At 52.9% G+C, this 24,013-nt stretch carries 25 protein-coding genes and 1 rRNA gene; 17 read left to right on the top strand and 9 right to left on the bottom strand.

Annotation, left to right across the window (positions count from 1 at the left end; translation table 11 throughout):
• The first annotated feature begins 47 nt into the window (after positions 1–47).
• Both rrf and AAHF05_RS17040 read left to right on the top strand, forming a co-directional pair.
• Positions 48–163: ribosomal RNA gene (gene rrf, locus AAHF05_RS17045) — 5S ribosomal RNA — on the top strand.
• Positions 164–373: 210 nt separating this feature from the next.
• Complete coding sequence (locus AAHF05_RS17040; RefSeq protein WP_129323967.1) at positions 374–1,669, top strand: MFS transporter; 1,296 nt, start codon at positions 374–376, stop codon at positions 1,667–1,669.
• Here the strand turns inward: AAHF05_RS17040 and AAHF05_RS17035 are convergent.
• From AAHF05_RS17035 to trxC, 5 genes are all read right to left on the bottom strand, one after another.
• Positions 1,666–1,989, bottom strand: coding sequence for a YfiM family lipoprotein (locus tag AAHF05_RS17035; RefSeq protein WP_049005940.1), 324 nt, complete (start codon positions 1,987–1,989; stop codon positions 1,666–1,668). The two genes, AAHF05_RS17040 and AAHF05_RS17035, sit on opposite strands and share 4 nt — an antisense overlap.
• 44 nt (positions 1,990–2,033) lie before the next feature.
• Complete coding sequence (gene pssA / locus AAHF05_RS17030; protein WP_028016047.1) at positions 2,034–3,389, bottom strand: CDP-diacylglycerol--serine O-phosphatidyltransferase; 1,356 nt, start codon at positions 3,387–3,389, stop codon at positions 2,034–2,036.
• A gap of 110 nt (positions 3,390–3,499) precedes the next feature.
• The gene (gene pat, locus AAHF05_RS17025) at positions 3,500–6,163 is read right to left on the bottom strand and encodes a protein lysine acetyltransferase (protein ID WP_108090936.1); all 2,664 of its coding nucleotides are present in this window, start codon (positions 6,161–6,163) and stop codon (positions 3,500–3,502) included.
• 35 nt (positions 6,164–6,198) lie between these two features.
• On the bottom strand, positions 6,199–6,897 hold the full coding sequence (gene tapT / locus AAHF05_RS17020; protein ID WP_129323968.1) for a tRNA-uridine aminocarboxypropyltransferase: 699 nt from the start codon (positions 6,895–6,897) through the stop codon (positions 6,199–6,201).
• A gap of 69 nt (positions 6,898–6,966) precedes the next feature.
• Positions 6,967–7,386: a thioredoxin TrxC gene (gene trxC / locus AAHF05_RS17015; RefSeq protein ID WP_028016050.1), complete on the bottom strand. Its 420-nt coding sequence runs from the start codon at positions 7,384–7,386 to the stop codon at positions 6,967–6,969.
• A 203-nt stretch (positions 7,387–7,589) separates the two neighbouring features.
• Between trxC and AAHF05_RS17010 the strand changes: the two genes are divergently transcribed.
• On the top strand, positions 7,590–8,690 hold the full coding sequence (locus AAHF05_RS17010) for a tRNA/rRNA methyltransferase (protein WP_108090934.1): 1,101 nt from the start codon (positions 7,590–7,592) through the stop codon (positions 8,688–8,690).
• A 39-nt stretch (positions 8,691–8,729) separates the two neighbouring features.
• On the opposite strand, the gene ung is transcribed toward AAHF05_RS17010, so the two are convergent.
• Positions 8,730–9,419: a uracil-DNA glycosylase gene (ung, locus tag AAHF05_RS17005; protein WP_028016052.1), complete on the bottom strand. Its 690-nt coding sequence runs from the start codon at positions 9,417–9,419 to the stop codon at positions 8,730–8,732.
• A gap of 314 nt (positions 9,420–9,733) precedes the next feature.
• Between ung and grcA the strand changes: the two genes are divergently transcribed.
• The gene (gene grcA / locus AAHF05_RS17000) at positions 9,734–10,117 is read left to right on the top strand and encodes an autonomous glycyl radical cofactor GrcA (protein WP_008502190.1); all 384 of its coding nucleotides are present in this window, start codon (positions 9,734–9,736) and stop codon (positions 10,115–10,117) included.
• A gap of 56 nt (positions 10,118–10,173) precedes the next feature.
• On the opposite strand, the gene srmB is transcribed toward grcA, so the two are convergent.
• Entirely contained in the window at positions 10,174–11,502 is a 1,329-nt protein-coding gene (srmB, locus tag AAHF05_RS16995; protein WP_129323969.1) for an ATP-dependent RNA helicase SrmB, read from the bottom strand.
• Positions 11,503–11,634: 132 nt separating this feature from the next.
• Between srmB and AAHF05_RS16990 the strand changes: the two genes are divergently transcribed.
• On the top strand, positions 11,635–12,372 hold the full coding sequence (locus AAHF05_RS16990) for a tRNA1(Val) (adenine(37)-N6)-methyltransferase (RefSeq protein ID WP_129323970.1): 738 nt from the start codon (positions 11,635–11,637) through the stop codon (positions 12,370–12,372).
• Here AAHF05_RS16990 and nadB read toward each other — a convergent pair.
• The gene (gene nadB, locus AAHF05_RS16985) at positions 12,357–13,976 is read right to left on the bottom strand and encodes an L-aspartate oxidase (protein ID WP_108090930.1); all 1,620 of its coding nucleotides are present in this window, start codon (positions 13,974–13,976) and stop codon (positions 12,357–12,359) included. The genes AAHF05_RS16990 and nadB overlap by 16 nt on opposite strands.
• A gap of 343 nt (positions 13,977–14,319) precedes the next feature.
• On the opposite strand from nadB, the gene rseD reads away from it, so the two are divergent.
• From rseD to acpS, 12 genes are all read left to right on the top strand, one after another.
• Positions 14,320–14,403 carry a rpoE leader peptide RseD gene (gene rseD / locus AAHF05_RS16980; RefSeq protein WP_223605340.1) on the top strand — a complete coding sequence of 28 codons (84 nt, stop codon included), beginning with the start codon at positions 14,320–14,322 and terminating at the stop codon, positions 14,401–14,403.
• Positions 14,400–14,975 carry an RNA polymerase sigma factor RpoE gene (gene rpoE / locus AAHF05_RS16975; RefSeq protein ID WP_006176728.1) on the top strand — a complete coding sequence of 192 codons (576 nt, stop codon included), beginning with the start codon at positions 14,400–14,402 and terminating at the stop codon, positions 14,973–14,975. Before rseD ends, rpoE begins: the two co-directional genes overlap by 4 nt.
• A 31-nt stretch (positions 14,976–15,006) precedes the next feature.
• Positions 15,007–15,657 carry an anti-sigma-E factor RseA gene (gene rseA, locus AAHF05_RS16970; protein ID WP_014832926.1) on the top strand — a complete coding sequence of 217 codons (651 nt, stop codon included), beginning with the start codon at positions 15,007–15,009 and terminating at the stop codon, positions 15,655–15,657.
• Entirely contained in the window at positions 15,657–16,610 is a 954-nt protein-coding gene (gene rseB / locus AAHF05_RS16965) for a sigma-E factor regulatory protein RseB (RefSeq protein WP_129323971.1), read from the top strand. The genes rseA and rseB overlap by 1 nt, the downstream gene beginning before the upstream one ends.
• Entirely contained in the window at positions 16,607–17,083 is a 477-nt protein-coding gene (gene rseC / locus AAHF05_RS16960) for a SoxR-reducing system protein RseC (RefSeq protein WP_129323972.1), read from the top strand. The genes rseB and rseC overlap by 4 nt, the downstream gene beginning before the upstream one ends.
• A gap of 185 nt (positions 17,084–17,268) precedes the next feature.
• Positions 17,269–19,068 carry a translation elongation factor 4 gene (gene lepA, locus AAHF05_RS16955; protein ID WP_129323973.1) on the top strand — a complete coding sequence of 600 codons (1,800 nt, stop codon included), beginning with the start codon at positions 17,269–17,271 and terminating at the stop codon, positions 19,066–19,068.
• A gap of 15 nt (positions 19,069–19,083) precedes the next feature.
• Positions 19,084–20,058, top strand: a complete 975-nt coding sequence (gene lepB, locus AAHF05_RS16950) for a signal peptidase I (RefSeq protein WP_028016059.1) — start codon at positions 19,084–19,086, stop codon at positions 20,056–20,058.
• 222 nt (positions 20,059–20,280) lie between these two features.
• Complete coding sequence (gene rnc / locus AAHF05_RS16945; RefSeq protein ID WP_003860711.1) at positions 20,281–20,961, top strand: ribonuclease III; 681 nt, start codon at positions 20,281–20,283, stop codon at positions 20,959–20,961.
• Positions 20,958–21,863 (top strand): GTPase Era, encoded by a 906-nt coding sequence (gene era, locus AAHF05_RS16940; protein ID WP_049005958.1) that lies wholly within the window; start codon positions 20,958–20,960, stop codon positions 21,861–21,863. The genes rnc and era overlap by 4 nt, the downstream gene beginning before the upstream one ends.
• A gap of 18 nt (positions 21,864–21,881) precedes the next feature.
• Positions 21,882–22,589 carry a DNA repair protein RecO gene (gene recO / locus AAHF05_RS16935; RefSeq protein ID WP_028016061.1) on the top strand — a complete coding sequence of 236 codons (708 nt, stop codon included), beginning with the start codon at positions 21,882–21,884 and terminating at the stop codon, positions 22,587–22,589.
• A 31-nt stretch (positions 22,590–22,620) separates the two neighbouring features.
• Complete coding sequence (gene pdxJ / locus AAHF05_RS16930; protein ID WP_049005959.1) at positions 22,621–23,352, top strand: pyridoxine 5'-phosphate synthase; 732 nt, start codon at positions 22,621–22,623, stop codon at positions 23,350–23,352.
• Positions 23,352–23,732, top strand: a complete 381-nt coding sequence (gene acpS / locus AAHF05_RS16925) for a holo-ACP synthase (protein ID WP_028014094.1) — start codon at positions 23,352–23,354, stop codon at positions 23,730–23,732. Before pdxJ ends, acpS begins: the two co-directional genes overlap by 1 nt.
• Here acpS and AAHF05_RS16920 read toward each other — a convergent pair.
• Positions 23,729–23,989 carry a YfhL family 4Fe-4S dicluster ferredoxin gene (locus AAHF05_RS16920; protein ID WP_008502177.1) on the bottom strand — a complete coding sequence of 87 codons (261 nt, stop codon included), beginning with the start codon at positions 23,987–23,989 and terminating at the stop codon, positions 23,729–23,731. The genes acpS and AAHF05_RS16920 overlap by 4 nt on opposite strands.
• Between the last annotated feature and the right edge of the window lie 24 nt (positions 23,990–24,013).

Below are 24,013 nucleotides of genomic sequence, written 5' to 3'. Positions count from 1 at the left end.
AAGAGAGACAGAAGATTTTCAGCTTTGATACAGATTAACAGAATTTGCCTGGCGGCTTTAGCGCGGTGGTCCCACCTGACCCCATGCCGAACTCAGAAGTGAAACGCCGTAGCGCCGATGGTAGTGTGGGGTCTCCCCATGTGAGAGTAGGGAACTGCCAGGCATCAATTAAGAAAAACCCCGTACCGCAAGGTACGGGGTTTTTTTCTTTGTCTTTTCCCAGCTTGGCCTTTCTCTTAATCCCTTACCCTGCTAACGGAATGTGTGATCGTTGTCTCAATGTTGTCTATAACAAAATTATAACATTTCATTTACGAGGTAATTGAGTTTACTGACTCAATACGCCGCAGTTTATGGCAGGAGCATAATCACAATGACAGAAAGCATTACATCAAACGGGACGCTGGCTAACAGTGATACCCGAAGAAGGGTATGGGCAATCGTCAGCGCCTCTTCAGGGAATCTGGTTGAATGGTTCGACTTTTACGTCTACTCATTCTGTTCACTCTACTTCGCACATATTTTCTTTCCCTCCGGCAACACCACGACGCAACTTCTACAAACGGCAGGAGTATTTGCTGCAGGATTCCTGATGCGACCAATCGGGGGCTGGTTGTTTGGCCGTATTGCGGATCGTCGCGGGCGTAAGGCCTCAATGCTTATCTCGGTTTGTATGATGTGCTTTGGCTCTCTGGTGATCGCCTGCCTGCCAGGATATGAATCCATTGGAACCTGGGCTCCCGCGCTACTTTTGCTGGCCCGTTTATTCCAGGGGTTATCGGTGGGGGGCGAATACGGCACCAGTGCGACCTACATGAGTGAGATTGCTCTGGAAGGTCGTAAAGGATTTTACGCCTCCTTCCAGTATGTCACGCTTATTGGGGGTCAACTTCTGGCCATTCTTGTGGTGGTTATTCTGCAGCAGATACTGACGGACGAACAACTCCACGCCTGGGGATGGCGAATTCCTTTCGCAATGGGCGCAGTACTGGCAGTTGTCGCACTTTGGCTACGCCGTCAGTTGGATGAAACTTCTCAGAAGGAAGTCAGAACGCTGAAGGAGGCGGGAACCTTCAAAGGGTTATGGCGTAACCGCAAAGCTTTCCTGATGGTGCTGGGCTTCACTGCCGGTGGCTCTCTCAGTTTCTATACTTTCACCACCTATATGCAAAAGTACCTGGTGAACACTACCGGAATGCACGCAAACGTCGCCAGTGTCGTCATGACCGTGGCGCTGTTTGTCTTTATGCTCATACAACCCATTATCGGTGCGCTCTCGGATAAAATTGGCCGACGGACGTCGATGCTGATTTTTGGCGGGCTGTCGGCGTTATGTACCGTACCTATTCTGACTGCTCTTCAGCATGTGACTTCGCCGTATGCAGCATTTGCGCTGGTTATGCTGGCGATGGTGATTGTCAGTTTCTATACCTCGATCAGTGGGATACTGAAAGCCGAAATGTTCCCGGCGCAGGTACGTGCTTTAGGAGTCGGGCTCTCTTATGCGGTAGCCAATGCGTTGTTTGGCGGATCGGCTGAGTATGTTGCGTTGTCTCTTAAATCATGGGGAAGTGAAACGACATTCTTCTGGTACGTCACTGCAATGGGGGCGCTGGCATTTATCGTATCCCTGATGCTTCATCGCAAAGGGAAAGGCATCCGGCTTTAATAGTGCGCCATTTGCCACACAGCATAGCCAGTCGTTGCGCCGGCGACATCCCAGGCAAAATCTTTCCAGCTCCAGCCGCTCCCTGCGGGGCGGCTATCCCACAATTCTTTAGATGCCCCAAGACCGACAGAGAACATCAACCCTATCGCCGCGCTACGATCCCGGCTGTATCCCTGATGCTGCGCATATTCATTACCAGCTGCGGACAACATCGCGGAAGCGAGAAAATGTTGGGCTTTATCCTGACCGGACCAGCTATCGTTTGCCATATGGCTACAGCCGGTGAGGGCGAGAGTAGTTAGCAGGAGAGGGATGCGCATCAAGAACTCCATAAAAAAGCCCCGTCGAAGACAGGGCTGTGGCATTACAGAATACGGCTGATAAGTCGGTCGATACGGATACGACGTAAACGGCGGATAAGTTTGCGGACCTTCACCGGATAATCGGCAATGCTCTGCAGTTCGCGGTAATGATTAACCACAGTGGTATGTGTGCGAATCAGCTCCAGCTCACGCTCACGTTTTGCGGCTAACTCATGCTGTGGGTCATGGATCAGGATAGCGTTTTCCAGATCCAGTCGCCACGCGCGCGGGTTCAGGTTGTTACCGGTCAGTAGCATCCACTCATCGTCGACCCACATACCTTTGAGATGGTAAGTGTTGTCTTCATCTTTCCACAGACGCACAACCAGCTGATCAGTGTTTACGTAATACTGTAAACGACTCAGGAAACGGCGCAGGTTAATCTCATAGAGGTAAGGTAGCGCACCGATAATTTTGAACGGCTGATCTTCAGGAATAAAGAAGTCGTTAGCCGTTTTATCCCCAACGATGATTTCCACTTTTTTACCATCGCGCAGCAGCTGAATGATGTTACGCACCAGCACGGCAGGAAGGTTGAAGTACGGTGTACAGATGGTGAGTTTCTGCTCTGCACACGGCATCAGATGGAAGATCGTTTTATTTAGCAGGCTTGATTTGCCGAGACCTACCAGCGGGGTAACGGATAACTCTTCGTTGTTTGCATCGCCCTGGAAATGATAGACCGCATCGCGCAGTTCCTGGCGGAATGCACGAACATCATTTTTGATTTCCGGGCTTTTAGGGCGCTCTGGATCGTCAAGGCGATTTACACCACGGCCATGAACCAGATTTTTATCAACCCAGTTAAACATGATATCGGCCATCTGAGGATTACGAATCAGATGGTAGCGGTCGTAGCGATACTTATCGAGCTGATGGAGGTAAACATCATTCAGACTAGCACCACTGTAAAGTACGCTGTCATCAATGATGAAACCCTTGAAATGAAGGACGCCGAGCGCTTCACGAGTATTAACAGGCACGCCATAAACAGGAACATCGACGCCAGGATTCTCCTGCGCCATGCGGCAATACCAGTCAGCATTGGTGTTTGAAGCGGCAGCGCCAATACGACCGCGCTGAGCGCGATGCCAGTCAACCAGCACGCGAACATCGAGTTCAGGACGTTGACGTTTGGCTTCATAGAGCGCGTTCAGGATCCCGCGCCCGCCTTCGTCTTGTTCTAGATACAGTGCCACAATGCAAATGCGTCGCGTGGCGCTGGCAATCTTTTCAAGAAGCGTCTCCCGAAAATGAGCGGGAGCGTAAAAGAACTCTACATCATCAACTGACTGAGAAATCTTCGGTAGTTGAGCAAGGTGTTGTTGATGTTTATTACGCTTAAATTTTGACAACATCACAGTGCGTTTCTTCTCTGTTCATTGAAGGGTTGTCTGTACCATGCAAACAACATAAGCGGACAATGATACCACCAGTCCCGTCCAAAGTGGGTAACATTTCCAGTAGCTTACTTGTGTTTATCTGCTGATGTCAGGTTGAGGGACAAGGCAACAATACCTTCGTCCAGTTGAATATCAACATCAAATCCAAGTTTTCGCGCCAGGGTCACCATACCGCGATTGTTAGGCATAGTAATGCCATTCAGGCGTAACAATCCGTGATCTCGCGTATAACTGATGAGTTTTTCCAGCAGTCGTCTCCCCAGACCCAGGCCTTTTAGATCGGAGCGCACCAGCACGGCAAACTCCGCATCAACATTATCCGGGTCAGAAATAGCACGCGTCACGCCAAGGATCTCATCACCTTTATCGGAACGACGAACGGCGACAAAAGCCATTTCTCGATCGTAGTCGATCTGGGTCATATTGGCTAAATCATCGTGGGTAAATTCGTTGATTTCACTAAAATAGCGATAGTAAAGATCCTCTTTCGTGACCTGAGAGATAAAGGCCCGCAGCTGAGGTTCATCTTCCGGCAGAATAGGGCGGAATAAGGCGCGTTCCCCATTCTTCATCTCTACCCACTCTTCCAGTTGCAGCGGGTAAGGACGGATCGCCAGACGGCTCTCTCTGTCGCCTTCAAAGGGCGCGATATCCAGCGTCACGTCCAGCGCGGTAAATTCATTACCGGAGGCGAGAAGTGGGTGGATATCCAGCCGCTGGATCTCGGCACAATCCACAATCAGGTTAGATACCTGCACCAGGAACTGACTTAGCCCGGCAATATCAAGTGGACGCAGCGCGCTCCGGCCGCGGATCTTTTTGCTTTTAATCGCCTGGATGATCAAATAACGCGCCAGATTCATGTTCAGCGGCGGTAACGCTACAACGGCTTGTTCTTCAGGCCGCCACTCAACGCCGCCTTCTCCCAACATAATGAGCGGGCCAAACACGGGATCATGTTCAACCACCACCCGTAGCTCCTGAGCACCTGCGCGGTTAGCCATGCTTTGCACCAGCAACCCGTGGATCCTTGCCTGCGGCCAGGCCATTTTGACCCGATCAAAAATGGCATCTGCTGCTTGCTGAACCTCCGTTGCCGTACGCAGGTATAACATCACCCCCTGAATATCAGACTTATGTGGGATATCCGGTGAACGCAACTTAAGGGCAACCGGGTAGCCAATTTGTTCGGCAATATGCACAGCCTCAGCGCTGTCGCTGGCAATCCAGGTGGGCAGGGTTTGCATTCCATAACTGCCGAGAATGGGCTGAACTTCATGCGTATCAAGCGTTGTCGCACCTTCTTCGATAGCCTGTTGTAAAAGACGGTGAACGTCGACGGTGTTAGCCGTCAGATTACCGGGTAACGCTGGGGTTTCGCGTAACTGTTTCTGGTTACGGCGATACTCGACCATATGCATAAATGCAGTGATAGTGCCTTCCGGAGTACGGTAGGTTGGCAGTCCGGCTTCACTGAACAAGCGTCGCGCCTCCTGCGAAGAAAACTCACCGCACCAGTTGGTCAGCAAAGTGACATATTTTCCACGTGGATGATTGCGCACGGTATCAATGAGTGCCCGCGCACTTTCACTACCTGGAGCGGCCGCGCTGGGGGAGTGGATAATCATCAGCGCGTCGAAATCCTGGCTATCCAGCAAAATCGAGATGGCCTTGATATAGCGATCGCTGCTGGCGTCATCGCGTAAGTCAAGCGGGTTGTCTGGCGTCACACTTGTCGGGAGAGCTTCTCTCAGACGTTGCAGCGTCTCTTCACCCAGCGTTGCCAGCTTACCGAAGCGCCGCCACAGTTCATCCAGCGCGAGTGCGGCAGGGGCGGCACCGTTACTGACAATCATTAACTTCTCACCGCGCAATGGGCGCATATGGCTTAGCGTCTCGACGGCGGAAAAAAGCTCGTGTGTATCCTGTACCCGCAGCAAACCCGCACGCTGAATGGCGGCGTCCCAGGCAGGATCCATACCGGAATGCGACTGCAGAAGTCGCTGGGCTGCAGGGCTACGCCCACTTTTGATCACCAGGATCGGTTTATTGCGCGAGGCGCTTCGTGAAGCCGATACAAAACGACGGGCATCGCTGAGGTGCTCAAGGTAAAGCAGGATTGCGCTGGTTTTACTGTCGCGAGCCAGAAAATCAAGGAGCTCATCAACGTCAATATCCAGGCTGTCACCCAGGGCAATGAAGTAGGAGAATCCCATTTCACGCTGCTGAGCCCAGTCGAGGATGGTGTTCGATACCGCCGCCGATTGCGAAATAAACGCGAGTTTGCCTTTACGGATTGGTACAGGAGAGAAACTGGCATTCAGACCCTGCCAGGGGGCGAGCAGGCCAAGACTGTTCGGCCCAAGGATGCGCATTTGATAACGACTGGCGCATGCCAGCAGCTCGGGCTGTTGTTCAGGTGGAGACGAGAGAATAATGCAGGTTTTACACCCTTTTTTACCGAGTGATTCCAGCAGTTCCGGATTTCGTTTCGCATTGGTACACAGTACGGCAAGATCGGGTACGAAAGGCAGGCTCTGTACATCTGGCCAGGCAAGTACCCCCTGAACAGCCTTGTAGGCAGGCGTAACGGGCATAACAGGGCCATTAAACCCTCCGGCCAGCAGGTTACGCATCATCAGATAGCCTGCACGATCCGGTTTCATTGAGGCGCCGATAACGGCAATGGATTTAGGACGTAATAGCGCTTCTAACCCTCGCTGGCTCATGCAGGCCTCCTGTGAATGCAAGCGACCTGATGATTTTAAACGCTTTCTGTCTCTGTTGCTGTGACACTGCCCTTATGAACGGTTTTTCCCGCCAGATAGCGCTCGCGAAAGCGGGAGAAATGGTTGCCCAGGGCGCCTGCCGCTACGGTATCGCCTGCTAAATCCAGAAGCGCAATGGCCACTTCGGCAGTGCAGTATTGCCCGTCGGCATGCGCTTCACGCAGACGGTAGGCGGAGACCCGGGAAAGGTCGACAGAAATCACCGGCAGAGCGTCAAGATAAGGGCTTTTACGAAACATTTTTCGTGCTTCGGTCCAGGTGCCATCCAGCATAATAAACAGGGGCGGTTTACCGGATGGGGGAGCCGAAAGCACCTGACGATCGGCCCCTGCATAAGAGGCCGGGAAAACGACCATGGGCTGATAGTCCGGGTTTGCCACTGCGTCGAGCAGGGCCTGTGGTGGCTCCGTGCGCGACCACTGAAACGCAGTGGTATCAGGCAGAATGTCGGCAATCAGGCGACCCGTATTACTGGGTTTCATCGGCTCGGTATCGAACATCACCAGACAAAAACGACTCTCCGCTGTACTCGGGGCCAGCGTCTCGCACAGGCAAACCTTTAGCGGCAGCAGGCATCGCTGGCAACGACGGATTCGATTGCCACGGGCAAGAAAGGGACGCGTTGAGCGCGCAAGGCGTTCGGCACGTAATTGAAGGACAGCGTTATCAGTCATGGGCGAAATGCAGGAAAAACCCTATTTTCGCAGAGGCGGGAACGGGGCACAAGATGTGCCCCATGAATGTTACAGCGACTCGTTTAACCAGCTTTCAAAAGGCGCTTTTGGAACCGCACCGTTGAGCATATCGATCACTTCACCCTTTTTGAAAATCATAATGGTCGGGATGCTGCGAATACGAAAACGTGCGCTTAGTTCGGGTTCCGCTTCGGTATTGACCTTAACGAACCGCATTTTCCCGTTGCGCTCTTCTGCCACATCTTCGAAGATCGGCGCGAAGCTACGGCATGGGCCGCACCATGGCGCCCAGAAGTCGACCACTACGGGAAGATCATCCTTGAGGAGTTTGTCCAGCGTAGCACCCGTTGCGTTAATGACATCGCCATCAAACAATTCATGACCACAACGCCCGCATTTCGCACCATCTTCAATCCGATCGTCCGGAATGCGATTGAGAGCCTGACAGTTGGCACATACGGTATTCATAACTAACCTCTGATAGAGCCGTGGGACAGCGGCAAACGCCGATAATGTTTCTAATATGTTACATATTATCAATGAGCCTGTTTGAAACAACAATGCGTTTTATTCAATGAGAACAATAGTCACAGGCTTTTGTACGAAATTATGGCTATGCGCTGGCACATCGGGTAATCTGCGCGCTTCGCGCAGCGCTGGTGGAGAAAAGCATGAACGACGAAATGAAAAACAAAAGCGGCAAGGTCAAAGTGATGTATGTCCGCAGTGATGATGACTCTGATAAACGCACCCAAAATCCGCGTACCGGAAAAGGTGGCGGGCGTCCGGCGTCTTCTCGTGCAGACGGTGGCCGTCGCCCCGCCCGCGATGACAGAAATAACCGCGGTGATGACCGCAAACGCGATGACCGTAAGCGTGACGATCGCAAACGCGATGACCGTCCACGCGATGACTTCTCACGTGATAACGCCTCCCCGTGGCGCACCGTTTCCCGCGCCCCTGGCGATGAGACGCCGGAAAAAGCCGATCACGGTGGTATCAGCGGTAAAAGCTTTATCGACCCGGAAGTGCTGCGCCGTCAGCGTGCGGAAGAGACTCGCGTGTATGGCGAGAATGCCTGCCAGGCTCTGTTCCAGAGCCGTCCTGAGTGCATCGTCCGCGCCTGGTTTATCCAGAGCGTGACTCCACGCTTTAAAGAAGCGCTGCGCTGGATGGCCGCGAACCGTAAAGCCTATCACGTGGTAGATGATGCCGAGCTGACCAAAGCGTCCGGTACCGAACACCACGGTGGTGTTTGCTTCCTGATCAAAAAACGTAATGGCACCACCGTTCAGCAATGGGTCAGCCAGGCAGAGGCCGATGACTGTGTTCTGGCGCTGGAAGATGTGGGCAACCCGCATAACCTGGGGGCGATGATGCGTAGCTGCGCTCACTTCGGCGTGAAAGGCGTGCTGTTGCAGGATGCTGCACTGCTGGAATCAGGTGCGGCGATCCGTACTGCAGAAGGTGGTGCTGAGCACGTTCAGCCGATCACCGGTGATAGCGTTCTGGATGCTATTGAGCAGTTCCGTAAAGCGGGCTATTCCATCGTGACGACTTCGAGCCATGCTGGTACGCCGCTGTTTAAAGCGACGCTGCCGCGTAAAATGGTGCTGGTGCTGGGTCAGGAGCGCGATGGTCTGTCTGACGCGGCGCTCTCCAGTGCAGATCTGAGCGTCTCTATCGACGGAACAGGTAATGTGGAAAGTCTGAACGTATCCGTTGCGACTGGCGTACTGCTGGCCGAGTGGTGGCGTCAGAATAAGGCATAAGCCTCTTAATGTGCCGGGTTAGACCCGGCACATTAAATACTACTCGCTTTCTGCCGGTAACACAGGCATCCAGTCAATTGGCGTTTCGCCACGTTTTTCCAGCCATTCGTTCGCCAGAACAAAATGATTACTGCCAAAGAAGCCGCGATGTGCAGACAGCGGTGACGGGTGCGGCGCTTTCAACACGTGATGACGCTGACGATCGATAATCGCCCCTTTCTTCTGTGCGTGAGAACCCCAAAGTAAAAATACCACGCCTTCACGATGCTCGTTGATCAGGCTGATGACTTTGTCAGTAAACGTTTCCCAGCCCAGGCTTGCGTGTGAGTGCGCCTGACCCGCCCGTACGGTAAGCACCGTATTCAATAACAGCACGCCCTGGCGCGCCCAGCTTTCCAGGTAACCGTGAGTAGGGCGGGTAAACCCAGGCAGCGTTCCCTCAAGCTCTTTATACATGTTCAGCAGAGAAGGGGGGATAGCCACGCCCGGGCGTACAGAGAACGCCAGCCCGTGCGCCTGCCCTGGGCCATGGTAAGGATCCTGTCCGAGGATAACGACTTTGACATCGCTCAATTCGGTATAGCGAAAGGCGTTGAAAACATCTTTCTGTGGCGGATAAATCGTCTGGCCAGACTGCCGCTCCGTCGCGACGGTGCTGAGAGTATTAATAAAATAGGGCTGCTGTTTTTCTTCGGCCAGCACGTCGTGCCAGGTTAAAGGTGTCGTCATCTCGCTCTCCTGCGAATCTCAATCTGCGTCTAGCTTACCTGTTAAATACATGGGCGCAAAATCACAGGCAGAAATTGACCGTAAGTCCCTCAATTTATTTTGAAAGTATGCAGGTGAAATTGAATTGGTAAGGCAATGAAATTGATCTAAAACAATAAATTCAAACCACACTCTTTGTATGGTTGGTGTTTTTATTGATTTAAATCAATAAATCACCAAGGTGCGAATGATATATATACACACAAGAAACATTGGTTTTACCAATTGGCCTGAAGAGGCCGACATCAGTTAATGTAGCCTAAGGGAGGCAACACATGATTACAGGTATCCAGATTACTAAAGCTGCAAATGACGATCTGCTCAACTCTTTCTGGCTGCTGGACAGCGAGAAAAACGAAGCACGTTGTGTCGTCGCGAAAGCCGGTTTTGCTGAAGATGAAATTGTTCCAGTCAGCAAGCTGGGCGAAATTGAATACCGTGAAATCCCAATGGAAGTGAAACCGGAAGTACGTGTGGAAGGTGGTCAGCACCTGAACGTTAACGTGCTGCGTCGCGAAACGCTGATGGATGCGGTTGAGCACCCTGAAAAATACCCACAGCTGACCATTCGCGTGTCTGGCTATGCAGTACGCTTCAACTCTCTGACCCCAGAACAACAGCGCGACGTTATCGCTCGTACCTTTACTGAAAGCCTGTAATAGTTTCAGCCGTGGGGGCAGAATAAAAAAAGCCGGGGATTTTCCCCGGCTTTTTATTACTCTTCAGTCTTCGTTTCCTGCGCGGCAGCGCTTGGCTTACGGCGCTTACCAATGTTTTTGGTATCGCGGTGACGCTGCTTCACGCGTGGCTTCTCTTTTTCTTTCTCTTTTCTCTCAGCACGTTTCGCGAGCGCTTTCTTGGACGGTTTACCCGTCATTTTTTCACTCGGCGCACGTGTGGTCGGGCGCAGGCCATCAATAACGCGCGCTTTCAGCGGCTCGTCAACATAGCGGCCAATTTTCTGCAGTAGCAGGTAGTCATGCGCTTCGACCAGTGAGATAGCAATCCCTTTGCGGCCCGCGCGGCCGGTACGGCCAATACGGTGCAGATAGGTATCGCCGCTGCGTGGCATATCGAAGTTAATGACGTGGCTGACGTCAGGGATGTCGATCCCGCGAGCGGCAACGTCTGTGGCAACCAGCACGTTAACGCGGCCATCGGTCAGGCGCTTAATGCCTTCGGTACGTTTGATCTGTGCCATCTCGCCTTCAAGATAGCAGTTGTTGATCCCGGCGTTACGCAGCATTTCTGCCAGCTCGTGCACGCGCTCGCGCTTACGCACAAACACGATTGTGCGCAGCGCATCTTCCTGCTTCAGCAGGTGTTTGAGCAATTCGACCTTGTGCTCAAGGTTGTCCGCGCGGTAGTACCACTGGTGGATCTTCTTACGCTCACGGGTGGACGGCGTCGCTGACACTTCCACCGGATCTTCCAGCAGACGCTCTGCGAAGTCTTTAATCGCTTCCCCTTCGAGGGTGGCAGAGAACAGCATCGTCTGGTTACGCCAGCGCGTTTCACCCGCAATATGCTCAATATCCTGTGCGAAGCCCATGTCCAGCATACGATCGGCTTCGTCGAGGATCAGCGTTTCAACCGCGCGGCAGTCGAAGTTCTCTTCTTTAATGTACTGCAGCAGGCGGCCCGTCGTCGCAACGACGATGTCCTGGTTTTCGCTGAACACTTCGGCGTGGTTCATATACGCAACGCCGCCGGTGATGGTGGCGATATCCAGATGAGTATTTGCCGCGAGTTCACGCGCGTGATCGGCCACCTGCATGGCCAGCTCGCGCGTCGGCGCCAGGATTAAAATACGCGGCGGGCCAGATTTTTTACGTGGAAAATCGAGCAGATGCTGCAACACAGGCAGCAAATAGGCTGCTGTCTTCCCCGTGCCGGTTGGCGCAGAACCGAGCACATCGCGGCCCTCAAGCGCAGGCGGAATGGCCGCTGCCTGAATGGCGGTCGGGCGTGTAAAGCCTTTGCTCTCAAGTGCATTGAGCAGGCTTTCATCGAGTTCAAGTTCGGAAAAAGTCGTTACAGTCATGTTCTACCTCTGTGTGGGGCGCTGATTATAGACGTTACGGCTGTAATCTTCATCTGTTTGTATGGATATCGCTTTTCGGTCACTTCGCTTTCCCCTATGCTACTCCAGTTTCACTTAGAAGGTTGCCCTGACATGTCTCAACTCAAAGCGCAGCTGCGCCGCGATGGTTTTACATTTAAACAATTTTTTGTCGCTCACGATCGCTGTGCTATGAAAGTCGGCACAGACGGTATTTTACTGGGAGCCTGGGCACCTGTCGCAGGTGTTAAGCGTATTCTTGATATCGGTACCGGCAGCGGGCTGGTGGCGTTGATGCTGGCGCAACGTACAGAAGAGCATGTCACGATTGATGCGGTTGAACTGGATGCGCAGGCCGCAGAGCAGGCGCGTGAAAATGCGGCCGAATCTCCCTGGGCAAAACGGATGAAAGTGGAATGCGCAGATGTGCTGGCCTGGGCACCTGAACAAACCGCACGTTACGATCTCATCGTCAGTAACCCTCCCTACTATGAGCCCGGCGTTGAGTGCGGTTCACCGGAGCGCGAACAGGCGCGTTACACCGGCTCCCTCAACCATAAAGCGCTGCTCACCAGTGCGGCAGAGCTCATCTCCGAAGAGGGCTTTTTCTGTGTCGTCCTGCCTGAGAGTACGGGCAATGCGTTCATCGGTATCGCCCAGGAAATTGGCTGGACGTTACGCTTGCGTACCGATATTTCGGATACGGAAGGACGGCTGCCGCACCGCGTACTGCTGGCGCTATCACCAAAAGAAGGTGAATGCTTTAATGACAGAATGGTGATCCGTGGGCCAGACCAGCGTTATTCCGAAGATTACACCGCCCTGACCCAGGCATTTTATCTGTTTATGTGAACCTGCGGTGAGAGTATCGACGGGCCGGATTCAGCAAGCTGATCCGGGTAATCCAGGGTATAGTGCAGCCCGCGACTCTCTTTACGCATCATCGCGCAGCGTACAATCAGTTCAGCGACCTGAACCAGATTGCGCAGCTCCAGCAAATTATTCGATACGCGGAAATTGGCATAATACTCATCAATTTCCTGTTGGAGCATGGTGATGCGGCGCAACGCGCGCTCAAGTCGTTTGGTCGTGCGTACAATCCCCACGTAGTCCCACATAAAAAGCCGCAGCTCATGCCAGTTGTGCTGGATCACGACCAATTCGTCCGGGTTATCCACACGGCTTTCATCCCAGGCAGGCAGGTGCTCTGTCTCGCGGGCGTACGGCATGCGTTTCGTGATGTCTTCCGCTGCAGACCAGCCGTACACCAGGCATTCAAGCAGTGAGTTAGAGGCCATACGGTTCGCGCCGTGAAGTCCGGTATAGCTGACCTCACCGATAGCATACAGGCCATCTACATCCGTACGTCCATGGTCGTCAACCATTACGCCACCACAGGTATAGTGGGCGGCAGGTACAATGGGCACCGGATCGCGGGTTAAATCAATGCCCAGATTCAGCAGCTTTTCGTAAATCATCGGGAAGTGCTGGCGAATGAACTCTGCGGGCTTATGGCTGATATCGAGATACATGGAGTCCACGCCAAGACGTTTCATTTCATGGTCGATGGCGCGGGCAACGATGTCACGTGGCGCGAGTTCACCTCTGGCATCAAAGTCCGGCATAAAGCGTGAACCGTCAGGGCGTTTCAGGTAAGCACCTTCTCCGCGCAGCGCTTCCGTGAGCAGGAAGTTGCGTGCCTGAGGGTGGAACAATGCGGTCGGGTGAAACTGGTTAAATTCGAGGTTCGCCACGCGGCAACCGGCGCGCCAGGCCATGGCAATACCGTCTCCGGAGGCTATGTCCGGGTTGGTGGTGTACTGATATACCTTGGAGGCGCCACCTGTAGCCAGTACGACAGCCTTCGCCTGACAAGTTTCAACCTTCTCTTTATTACGATTCCAGACCCAGGCACCCACGACGCGACGCGTGCCGGGCAGGCCAATTTTGTCGGAAATAATCAGGTCAACGGCATTACTCCGCTCAAGGACCCGAATATTAGGATGACTAAGAGCCTTACTGACCAGCGTAGTTTCAACTTCTTTACCCGTGGCATCCGCGGCGTGAAGGATGCGACGATGACTATGACCGCCTTCACGAGTAAGGTGATAGCTCTCTTCGCCATTGGGCTGCACCTGGGTATCAAATAATACCCCCTGGTCGATGAGCCATTGAACGCAATGACGGGCATTACTGGCGACAAACTCTGCGGCGTGCGTATCCACGATCCCGGCACCGGCAATCAACGTATCTTCAACATGTGATGCAATGCTGTCTGTTTCGTCAAACACAGCGGCAATACCGCCCTGGGCATAAAATGTGGAACCTTCACTTATCGGCCCTTTACTCAGAACAATAACGTTCTGATGCTCGGCCAGACGCAGCGCCAGAGAGAGACCGGCAGCACCGCTGCCGATGATCAGTACATCACAATGAAGTTCAGGTGTTGTGTTCATGATTTTTGTTTAATTTACTAAACAGTGTTTGGTCAGAATAGCACCTGAATGCGAGATATCGCACGTTTTTTTTAAAGCCTGTTGCAATGACTAAACTCGTAAGGTGGCGTAAACAGGAGGTAAATGAATGAAATTATTTTGCGAAGCAGATCGTTAGTGTCAGATTTTGTGGTGAAATAAAGCCAGGGTTGCGTTACTCTTCTGGCGGGAAAAAGATGTTTCTTGTCAGAAAGTGGTGCGTATCGTGAACAGACTTATAATGAGAGAAAATGAACAGTCTGCGGCGCGATGAACAAAAACAAAGGCGTTACGGAACTTATTGAAGATCAGACACTCTAATTCGGTGCTTGCTCAAAGTGCGGTATTTCTAGAGTGGCGTTTCGATAACGCGTGGAATTTAGGTTTGGGGAGACATTACCTCGGATGAGCGAGCAGTTAACGGACCAGGTCCTGGTTGAACGGGTCCAGAAGGGAGATCAGAAAGCCTTTAACTTACTGGTGGTGCGCTACCAGCATAAAGTGGCGAGCCTGGTTTCCCGTTATGTACCGTCAGGTGATGTGCCTGATGTAGTACAAGAGTCTTTTATCAAGGCCTATCGCGCGCTGGATTCTTTCCGGGGGGATAGTGCTTTTTATACCTGGCTGTACCGTATTGCAGTCAATACGGCAAAGAATTATCTGGTCGCTCAGGGACGTCGTCCACCTTCAAGTGATGTGGACGCAATCGACGCCGAAAACTTCGAAAGTGGCGGCGCATTGAAAGAAATTTCGAACCCTGAGAACTTAATGTTGTCAGAAGAACTGAGACAAATCGTTTTTCGCACGATCGAGTCGCTCCCGGAAGATTTACGCATGGCAATTACGTTACGGGAGCTGGATGGTCTGAGCTATGAAGAGATAGCCGCTATCATGGATTGTCCGGTCGGTACGGTACGTTCACGAATTTTCCGTGCGCGAGAAGCTATTGATAATAAAGTTCAACCGCTTATCAGGCGTTGACGATAGCGGGATACTGGAAAAGGTATTAGGCATGCAGAAAGAAAAACTTTCCGCTTTAATGGATGGTGAAACGCTGGATAGTGAGCTGCTCAACGAGCTGTCTCATTCTCCCGAAATGCAAGAGACCTGGGAGAGTTACCATCTCATCCGTGACACTCTTCGTGGTGACACCGGCGAGGTTCTCCATTTCGATATCTCAGCCCGCGTGATGGCGGCCATTGAGAATGAGCCTGTTCATCAGACCACTCCGCTGATTCCTGAAGCTCAACCAGCACCTCACCAGTGGCAGAAAATGCCGTTCTGGCAAAAGGTGCGTCCGTGGGCTAGCCAGCTCACCCAAATGGGGGTGGCTGCATGCGTATCGCTTGCAGTTATCGTTGGCGTCCAGCACTATAATACTCAGTCTGAAACTAATCAGCAGCCAGAAGCGCCAGTGTTTAACACACTGCCGATGATGGGCAAAGCCAGCCCGGTAAGTCTGGGTGTACCGGCTGATGCCTCCGCCAGCGGCGGTCAGCAACAGCAGGTTCAGGAGCAGCGCCGTCGCATTAATGCGATGTTGCAGGATTATGAGCTGCAGCGTCGTCTGCACTCTGAACAGCTTCAGTTTGAGCAGGCACAAACACAGCAAGCTGCTGTGCAGGTGCCCGGAAACCAAACTTTAGGAACGCAATCGCAGTAATGAAGCAACTTTGGTTCGCCATGTCTCTGATGGCGGGTAGCTTGTTCTTCTCTACCAACGCCTCGGCTGATGTTTCATCCGGGGCGTTGTTGCAGCAAATGAATCAGGCTAGCCAGTCACTCAATTATGAGTTGGCATTTATCAGCATCAATAAGCAGGGTGTCGAGTCGTTACGCTATCGCCATGCCCGTCTTGATAACCAGCCGCTCGCCCAGCTTTTACAGATGGATGGCCCGCGTCGGGAAGTTGTTCAGCGTGGTAACGAAATCAGTTATTTCGAACCTGGTCTGGAGCCTTTCACGCTGAATGGCGACTATATCGTTGATTCTCTGCCGTCACTTATTTACACCGACTTCAAGCGGCTCGCCCCTTACTACGATTTTATTTCGGTAGGGCGTACGCGCATTGCGGACAGGTTGTGTGAGGTGATCCGCGTTGTTGCCCGGGACGGAACACGCTACAGCTATATCGTCTGGATTGACGCAGAAACCAAACTTCCGATGCGTGTAGACCTGCTTGACCGTGACGGTGAAACGCTGGAACAGTTCCGCGTTATCTCCTTCAATGTGAACAATCAAGTTGGAAACAGCATGCAGAATCTGGCTAAAGCCAGTCTGCCGCCACTGCTTTCTGTTCCGGCGGGTGACTCTGTTAATTTCAACTGGGTGCCTTCCTGGATCCCACAAGGGTTTAGCGAAGTTTCAAGCAGCCGTCGTCAGTTGCCAACCATTGAGACTCCCGTTGAATCGCGTCTTTATTCCGATGGATTATTCAGCTTCTCGGTGAATATCAACCGCGCAACGGCAAACAGTTCTGAACAAATGCTTCGTACCGGACGTCGTACGGTCAGCACCACGGTACGCGATAACGCAGAGATCACGATTGTGGGTGAGTTACCTCCGCAGACGGCAAAACGCATTTCTGACAGTATAAAATTCAGGGCCGCACAATGATTAAAGAGTGGGCTACGGTTGTATCGTGGCAGAACGGCATTGCGCTGGTGAGCTGCGATGTCAAAGCATCATGTAATAGCTGTGCGTCCAGAGCCGGCTGCGGCAGTCGCGTGCTAAATAAGCTCGGGCCACAAACGTCGCACACGATTTCTGTGCCAAGCGAACAGCCGTTGATGGCGGGACAGAAGGTCGAGCTGGGTATTGCGGAAGGTAGCCTGCTCAGTTCGGCTATGCTGGTTTACCTCTCCCCGCTGGTAGGGTTGTTTGTGATGGGCGGTATATTCCAGATGCTGTTTGGCACCGATGCAGCCGCCATGTGCGGTGCCGCATTAGGTGGCGTGGGAGGATTCTGGTTGGCCAAAGGTTTCTCTCCGAAGCTTGCTGCCCGCGAAGAGTGGCAACCCGTCATTCTCAGCCTTGGGCTGGCGCCAGACCAGCTTCGTGTTGAAACGCTCTCTTCTGAGGCCCGGTGATCCATCGGGCTTTATCATTATTTACGTCCTAAAACAGAAAACGTCCTTTCTTCACGCTATACCTGTCTCTAAGTGCATTTCCAGGTAGCGAGGATGTAGTGTAGAATGCTGCGTTTTCGCACTGAAAAACGTCAGGCTAAGAACAGCGGCCTCCAGGAATTCGTAAGGCATAATTATTTAACTATATGAAGAACATACGTAACTTTTCGATCATTGCTCACATTGACCACGGTAAGTCGACGCTGTCTGACCGTATTATCCAGATTTGCGGTGGCCTGTCTGATCGTGAAATGGAAGCCCAGGTTCTGGACTCCATGGACCTGGAACGCGAACGCGGTATCACCATTAAAGCGCAGAGCGTCACGCTGGATTACAAAGCGGCTGATGGTGAAACCTATCAGTTAAACTTTATCGACACCCCAGGCCACGTTGACTTCTCCTATGAAGTATCACGCTCGCTGGCAGCCTGTGAAGGCGCGCTGCTGGTGGTGGATGCCGGGCAGGGCGTAGAAGCCCAGACCCTGGCAAACTGCTACACCGCGATGGAAATGGATCTCGAAGTTGTGCCGGTTCTGAATAAGATCGACCTGCCAGCCGCCGATCCTGAGCGCGTAGCGGAAGAGATTGAAGATATTGTCGGCATCGACGCGACCGATGCGGTACGCTGCTCCGCTAAAACGGGCGTGGGCGTGACCGATGTTCTGGAACGTCTGGTTCGTGATATTCCGGCTCCGGAAGGTGACCCGGATGGCCCGCTGCAGGCGCTGATCATCGACTCCTGGTTTGATAACTACCTTGGCGTTGTGTCCCTGGTGCGTATTAAAAACGGCACCATGCGTAAAGGCGACAAAATCAAGGTAATGAGTACCGGGCAAGTCTACAACGCCGATCGTCTGGGCATCTTCACGCCAAAACAGGTTGACCGTACCGAGCTGAAGTGCGGCGAGGTAGGTTGGTTGGTCTGCGCAATCAAAGACATCCTTGGCGCGCCAGTAGGCGATACCCTGACGGGTGCTCGTAACCCGGCAGATAAAGCACTGCCAGGTTTTAAAAAGGTGAAACCGCAGGTTTACGCGGGTCTGTTCCCGGTTAGCTCTGACGACTACGAAAACTTCCGCGATGCACTCGGTAAGCTTAGCCTGAACGATGCCTCACTGTTCTACGAGCCAGAGAGCTCTACGGCGCTGGGCTTCGGCTTCCGCTGTGGCTTCCTCGGCCTGCTGCACATGGAGATCATTCAGGAGCGTCTGGAGCGTGAATACGATCTGGATCTGATCACCACTGCACCGACCGTAGTCTATGAAGTTGAAACCACCTCGAAAGAAGTGATCTACGTCGACAGCCCGTCCAAGCTTCCGCCGCTGAACAACATTCACGAGCTGCGCGAGCCAATCGCTGAGTGTCACATGCTGCTGCCGCAGGAGTTCCTGGGTAACGTCATTACGCTGTGTATCGAGAAGCGTGGTGTGCAGACCAACATGGTTTACCACGGTAACCAGGTGGCGCTGACCTATGAAATCCCAATGGCGGAAGTGGTACTGGACTTCTTCGACCGTCTGAAGTCAACCTCTCGTGGCTATGCGTCACTGGATTACAACTTCAAACGCTTCCAGGCCTCCAGCATGGTCCGTGTGGACGTGCTGATCAACGGTGAGCGCGTGGACGCGCTGGCGCTGATCACCCACAACGACAACGCGCCATATCGTGGCCGTGAGCTGGTTGAGAAGATGAAAGACCTAATCCCGCGTCAGCAGTTTGATATCGCGATTCAGGCTGCCATCGGCAACCACATTATCGCGCGTTCCACCGTAAAACAGCTGCGTAAAAACGTTCTGGCTAAATGCTATGGCGGTGACGTCAGCCGTAAGAAAAAGCTGCTGCAGAAACAGAAAGAAGGTAAGAAGCGTATGAAGCAGGTCGGTAACGTCGAGCTGCCGCAGGAAGCATTCCTTGCCATCCTTCATGTTGGTAAAGACAGCAAATAACCCTAAGGAGTTGGCATGGCGAACATGTTTGCCCTGATCCTGGTCATTGCTACCCTGGTGACCGGTCTGTTGTGGTGTCTGGATAAGTTTATCTTCGCCCCAAAACGCCGTGAACGTCAGGCTGCCGCTCAGGCAGCCACAGGCGATCAGCTGGATGCGAAAACGCTGAAGAAAGTCGGCCCGAAACCGGGCTGGCTGGAAACAGGAGCCTCGGTATTCCCGGTGCTGGCGATTGTGCTGGTGGTACGTTCGTTTATTTACGAACCGTTCCAGATCCCGTCAGGTTCAATGATGCCAACGCTGCTGATTGGTGATTTTATTCTGGTCGAGAAGTTTGCCTACGGCATCAAAGATCCTATCTACCAGAAAACGCTGATTGAAACGGGTCATCCGAAACGTGGCGACATCGTGGTGTTCAAATATCCGGAAGATCCGCGCCTGGACTACATTAAGCGTGCGGTGGGTCTGCCGGGTGATAAGGTCACTTACGATCCGGTTGCGAAGGAAGTTACCGTTCAGCCGGGCTGCAGTTCCGGTACGGCGTGTGAGAACGCGCTGCCAATCACGTACTCAAACGTTGAGCCAAGTGATTTTGTCCAGACCTTTGCCCGTCGTAACGGCGGCGAGGCGACCAGTGGGTTCTTCCAGGTACCGAAAGGTGAAACCAAAGAGAACGGTATTCGTCTGGTTGAGCGTAAAGAGACGCTGGGTGATGTTACGCACCGTATCCTGACCGTGCCGATTGCGCAGGATCAGCTGGGTATGTATTACAAACAACCGGGTCAGCAGCTGGCAAGCTGGATTGTGCCTCCGGGACACTACTTCATGATGGGTGATAACCGCGATAATTCTGCGGACAGCCGTTACTGGGGCTTTGTACCTGAAGCGAATCTGGTGGGCAAAGCGACCGCAATCTGGATGAGTTTTGAGAAGCAGGAAGGTGAATGGCCGACCGGCGTACGCCTGAATCGTATTGGCGGAATCCATTAATTCTCATTAAATGAACGCGTAGCCGCTTTAATTAGTGGCTGCGTGAATTATTTCAGCGATAAATCTCTTCGAACTAACGACATCCCCTGTCGTTGTGTATAGAATATTCCCCCGAAGTTTAAGGTTGGCCCTGCAAGGGTGCCACGGCACACGAAACCGCGTTGGTTTTCTCAGGTCGGTTTCGTGTGCTGCATTTTTGACGCATTCATTTATTGGTATCGCATGAACCCCATCGTAATTAATCGGCTTCAACGGAAGCTGGGCTACACTTTTCATCATCAGGAGTTGTTGCAACAGGCATTAACCCATCGCAGTGCCAGCAGCAAACATAATGAGCGCCTCGAATTTTTAGGCGACTCTATTTTAAGTTTCGTGATTGCGAATGCGCTTTATCATCGTTTCCCGCGTGTGGATGAAGGTGATATGAGCCGCATGCGTGCCACGCTGGTTCGGGGCAATACCCTTGCGGAAATCGCGCGCGAATTTGAACTGGGCGAATGTCTGCGTCTTGGGCCGGGTGAACTGAAAAGCGGCGGCTTCCGTCGCGAATCTATTCTTGCCGATACGGTCGAAGCATTAATCGGTGGCGTGTTCCTGGACAGCGATATCCAGACCGTAGAAAAACTGATCCTGAACTGGTATCAGACCCGTCTGGACGAAATCAGTCCGGGCGATAAACAAAAAGATCCGAAAACGCGCTTGCAGGAATATTTGCAGGGTCGCCATCTCCCGCTGCCATCCTATCTGGTGGTGCAGGTGCGTGGCGAAGCGCACGATCAGGAATTTACCATCCATTGCCAGGTCAGTGGCCTGAGTGAACCGGTGGTGGGCACAGGTTCTAGCCGTCGTAAGGCTGAACAGGCTGCCGCCGAACAGGCGTTGAAAATGCTGGAGCTGGAATGAGCGAAGAAAAAACCTATTGCGGATTTATTGCCATCGTCGGACGTCCGAACGTCGGCAAATCTACGCTGCTGAATAATCTGCTCGGGCAGAAGATTTCTATTACCTCACGTAAGGCGCAGACCACGCGTCATCGCATCGTGGGTATCCATACAGAAGGCGCGTATCAGGCGATTTATGTCGATACTCCGGGCCTGCACATGGAAGAGAAGCGCGCCATTAACCGCCTGATGAACAAGGCGGCGAGCAGCTCGATTGGCGACGTTGAGCTGGTCATTTTCGTTGTTGAAGGCACCCGCTGGACGCCGGACGACGAAATGGTGCTGAATAAACTGCGTGACGGTAAAACACCGGTCATCCTCGCGGTCAACAAAGTGGACAACGTACAAGAGAAGGCTGACCTGCTGCCGCATCTGCAGTGGCTCGGTAGTCAGATGAATTTCCTCGATATCGTACCGTTGTCTGCCGAGACCGGTCTGAATGTGGATACCATCGCGGGCATCGTGCGTAAGCATCTGCCGGAAGCGATCCATCACTTCCCGGAAGAGTATGTTACCGATCGCTCCCAGCGCTTTATGGCTTCTGAGATCATCCGTGAAAAGCTGATGCGTTTCCTCGGTGCTGAGCTGCCATACTCCGTGACGGTAGAAATCGAACGTTTCCAGAGCAACGAACGCGGCGGCTACGATATCAATGGCCTGATCCTCGTTGAGCGTGAAGGGCAGAAGAAGATGGTGATTGGCAACAAAGGTGCCAAGATCAAAACCATCGGCATTGAAGCCCGCAAAGACATGCAGGAGATGTTCGAAGCCCCGGTTCACCTGGAACTGTGGGTGAAAGTGAAATCTGGCTGGGCCGATGATGAGCGTGCTCTGCGCAGCCTCGGTTACGGCGAAGACCAATAACTCAAGACGACGAGTATGATGGATGGATGGCAGCGTGCCTTTGTCCTGCATAGTCGTCCCTGGAGCGAAACCAGCCTCATGCTGGACGTCTTCACGGAAGAGTCGGGCCGCGTGCGCCTTGTTGCGAAAGGCGCACGTTCCAAACGTTCTAACCTGAAAGGTGCCTTACAGCCTTTCACTCCCTTGCTGGTTCGTTTTGGTGGGCGAGGGGAGGTCAAAACCCTGCGCAGTGCCGAAGCCGTCTCTCTGGCACTTCCTCTTTCTGGTATCACGCTGTACAGCGGTTTGTATATCAACGAACTCATCTCGCGCGTTCTTGAACATGAGACTCGCTTCTCTGAACTTTTCTTCGATTATCTGCACTGTATTCAGGCGCTGGCGGGTACCACCGGTACCCCCGAACCTGCGCTGCGTCGTTTCGAACTGGCTCTGCTGGGACATCTGGGATATGGCGTCGATTTTCTGCATTGTGCGGGGAGCGGAGACGAGGTCGAGGACACGATGACCTATCGTTATCGGGAAGAAAAAGGTTTTATTGCCAGCGTCGTAATCGATAACAGCACATTTACCGGTCGTCATCTCCGGGCGCTGTATGAGCGCGAGTTTCCCGATCAGGACACACTGCGCGCTGCAAAACGCTTTACCCGCATTGCCCTCAAGCCGTATCTTGGCGGCAAGCCCTTAAAGAGCCGCGAATTATTCAGGCAGTTTATGCCGAAACGTTAGAGACAGAACCAAAAGAAAACCGAGGATTGTCATGGCTGAATTACTGTTAGGCGTCAACATTGATCATATCGCCACGCTGCGTAATGCGCGCGGCACGGCTTATCCTGACCCGGTTCAGGCGGCATTTATCGCCGAACAGGCTGGTGCCGACGGCATTACCGTTCATTTGCGTGAAGACCGTCGCCATATCACCGATCGCGACGTACGTATTCTGCGCCAGACGCTGGATACCCGTATGAATCTGGAGATGGCCGTCACGGAAGAGATGCTGGCGATTGCCTGCGAGACTAAACCCCATTTCTGCTGCCTGGTACCGGAAAAGCGTCAGGAAGTGACGACTGAAGGCGGTCTGGATGTTGCAGGGCAGCTCGAAAAAATGCGCGATGCCTGCAAACGTCTGGCTGATGCCGGCATCCTGGTTTCTCTGTTTATCGACGCCGATTTCGCCCAGATCAAAGCGGCGGCCGACGCGGGCGCACCGTATATCGAAATTCATACCGGTTGTTATGCTGATGCTGAAAGCGATGCTGAGCAGGCCAAAGAGCTGGAGCGTATCGCTAAAGCAGCTACGTATGCCGCAAGCCTGGGCCTGAAGGTCAATGCCGGACATGGCCTCACCTACCACAACGTTAAGGCCATCGCCGCCCTGCCGGAAATGCATGAGCTGAATATCGGCCATGCGATTATTGGCCGTGCAGTGATGAGTGGCCTGAAAGAGGCGGTATCAGAGATGAAACGTCTGATGCTGGAAGCGCGCAAGTAATGGCCATTCTGGGCTTAGGCACGGATATCGTTGAAATAGCCCGCATTGAAGCGGTGATCGCCCGTAGCGGCGATCGCCTGGCAAGGCGTGTGCTAAGCGATAACGAATGGGCCATCTGGGAAGCGCATCAGCAGCCGGTGCGTTTCCTGGCCAAGCGCTTTGCGGTAAAAGAGGCTGCTGCTAAGGCCTTCGGGACCGGCATTCGTAATGGCCTGGCGTTTAACCAGTTTGAAGTGTTTAACGACGAACTGGGTAAACCGCGCCTGCGTTTATGGGGCGAGGCGCAAAAGCTGGCTGAGAAGCTGGGCGTGAACCACATGCACGTGACGATCGCGGATGAACGCCACTATGCAAGCGCAACGGTGATCATCGAAAGTTAAAGTTTGTCCGCATGATGCATCAGGACAAACTTATCCCATAGCTGCTCTTCGCTCTCGACGTGTGCCGGATCTTTCAGGATGGTATTGGGGATCGGGCACACTTTCTGACAGGTCGGCGTCTCATAGTGGCCGATGCATTCGGTGCAGCGGTCGCTGTTAATTTCATAAATGCTGTCGCCCATTGAAATCGCCTGGTTCGGGCATTCGGGTTCGCACATATCGCAATTGATGCATTTTTTGGTAATTAACAGCGCCATCAGGAAATTCTCAGAAACAACACA

The sequence above is a fragment of the Enterobacter adelaidei genome (genome assembly GCF_041937165.1).
Lineage (GTDB): Bacteria > Pseudomonadota > Gammaproteobacteria > Enterobacterales > Enterobacteriaceae > Enterobacter > Enterobacter adelaidei.
The sequence above is the reverse complement of the archived record's forward strand: the minus strand, read 5'-3'. Positions and strand labels throughout refer to the sequence as shown.

Excerpts from the sequence above, each read along its gene's own strand:
- AAHF05_RS17035 (WP_049005940.1), bottom strand. The coding sequence starts at position 1,989 with ATGCGCATCCCTCTCCTGCTAACTACTCTCGCCCTCACCGGCTGTAGC.
- AAHF05_RS17010 (WP_108090934.1), top strand. The coding sequence starts at position 7,590 with ATGAACGACGAAATGAAAAACAAAAGCGGCAAGGTCAAAGTGATGTAT.
- pdxJ (WP_049005959.1), top strand. The coding sequence starts at position 22,621 with ATGGCTGAATTACTGTTAGGCGTCAACATTGATCATATCGCCACGCTG.
- trxC (WP_028016050.1), bottom strand. The coding sequence starts at position 7,386 with ATGAATACCGTATGTGCCAACTGTCAGGCTCTCAATCGCATTCCGGAC.
- grcA (WP_008502190.1), top strand. The coding sequence starts at position 9,734 with ATGATTACAGGTATCCAGATTACTAAAGCTGCAAATGACGATCTGCTC.
- rseA (WP_014832926.1), top strand. The coding sequence starts at position 15,007 with ATGCAGAAAGAAAAACTTTCCGCTTTAATGGATGGTGAAACGCTGGAT.
- rnc (WP_003860711.1), top strand. The coding sequence starts at position 20,281 with ATGAACCCCATCGTAATTAATCGGCTTCAACGGAAGCTGGGCTACACT.
- acpS (WP_028014094.1), top strand. The coding sequence starts at position 23,352 with ATGGCCATTCTGGGCTTAGGCACGGATATCGTTGAAATAGCCCGCATT.
- era (WP_049005958.1), top strand. The coding sequence starts at position 20,958 with ATGAGCGAAGAAAAAACCTATTGCGGATTTATTGCCATCGTCGGACGT.
- pssA (WP_028016047.1), bottom strand. The coding sequence starts at position 3,389 with ATGTTGTCAAAATTTAAGCGTAATAAACATCAACAACACCTTGCTCAA.
- lepA (WP_129323973.1), top strand. The coding sequence starts at position 17,269 with ATGAAGAACATACGTAACTTTTCGATCATTGCTCACATTGACCACGGT.
- AAHF05_RS17040 (WP_129323967.1), top strand. The coding sequence starts at position 374 with ATGACAGAAAGCATTACATCAAACGGGACGCTGGCTAACAGTGATACC.
- ung (WP_028016052.1), bottom strand. The coding sequence starts at position 9,419 with ATGACGACACCTTTAACCTGGCACGACGTGCTGGCCGAAGAAAAACAG.
- rseB (WP_129323971.1), top strand. The coding sequence starts at position 15,657 with ATGAAGCAACTTTGGTTCGCCATGTCTCTGATGGCGGGTAGCTTGTTC.
- nadB (WP_108090930.1), bottom strand. The coding sequence starts at position 13,976 with ATGAACACAACACCTGAACTTCATTGTGATGTACTGATCATCGGCAGC.
- lepB (WP_028016059.1), top strand. The coding sequence starts at position 19,084 with ATGGCGAACATGTTTGCCCTGATCCTGGTCATTGCTACCCTGGTGACC.
- AAHF05_RS16990 (WP_129323970.1), top strand. The coding sequence starts at position 11,635 with ATGTCTCAACTCAAAGCGCAGCTGCGCCGCGATGGTTTTACATTTAAA.
- rseC (WP_129323972.1), top strand. The coding sequence starts at position 16,607 with ATGATTAAAGAGTGGGCTACGGTTGTATCGTGGCAGAACGGCATTGCG.
- recO (WP_028016061.1), top strand. The coding sequence starts at position 21,882 with ATGGATGGATGGCAGCGTGCCTTTGTCCTGCATAGTCGTCCCTGGAGC.
- pat (WP_108090936.1), bottom strand. The coding sequence starts at position 6,163 with ATGAGCCAGCGAGGGTTAGAAGCGCTATTACGTCCTAAATCCATTGCC.
- rpoE (WP_006176728.1), top strand. The coding sequence starts at position 14,400 with ATGAGCGAGCAGTTAACGGACCAGGTCCTGGTTGAACGGGTCCAGAAG.
- tapT (WP_129323968.1), bottom strand. The coding sequence starts at position 6,897 with ATGACTGATAACGCTGTCCTTCAATTACGTGCCGAACGCCTTGCGCGC.
- srmB (WP_129323969.1), bottom strand. The coding sequence starts at position 11,502 with ATGACTGTAACGACTTTTTCCGAACTTGAACTCGATGAAAGCCTGCTC.
- AAHF05_RS16920 (WP_008502177.1), bottom strand. The coding sequence starts at position 23,989 with ATGGCGCTGTTAATTACCAAAAAATGCATCAATTGCGATATGTGCGAA.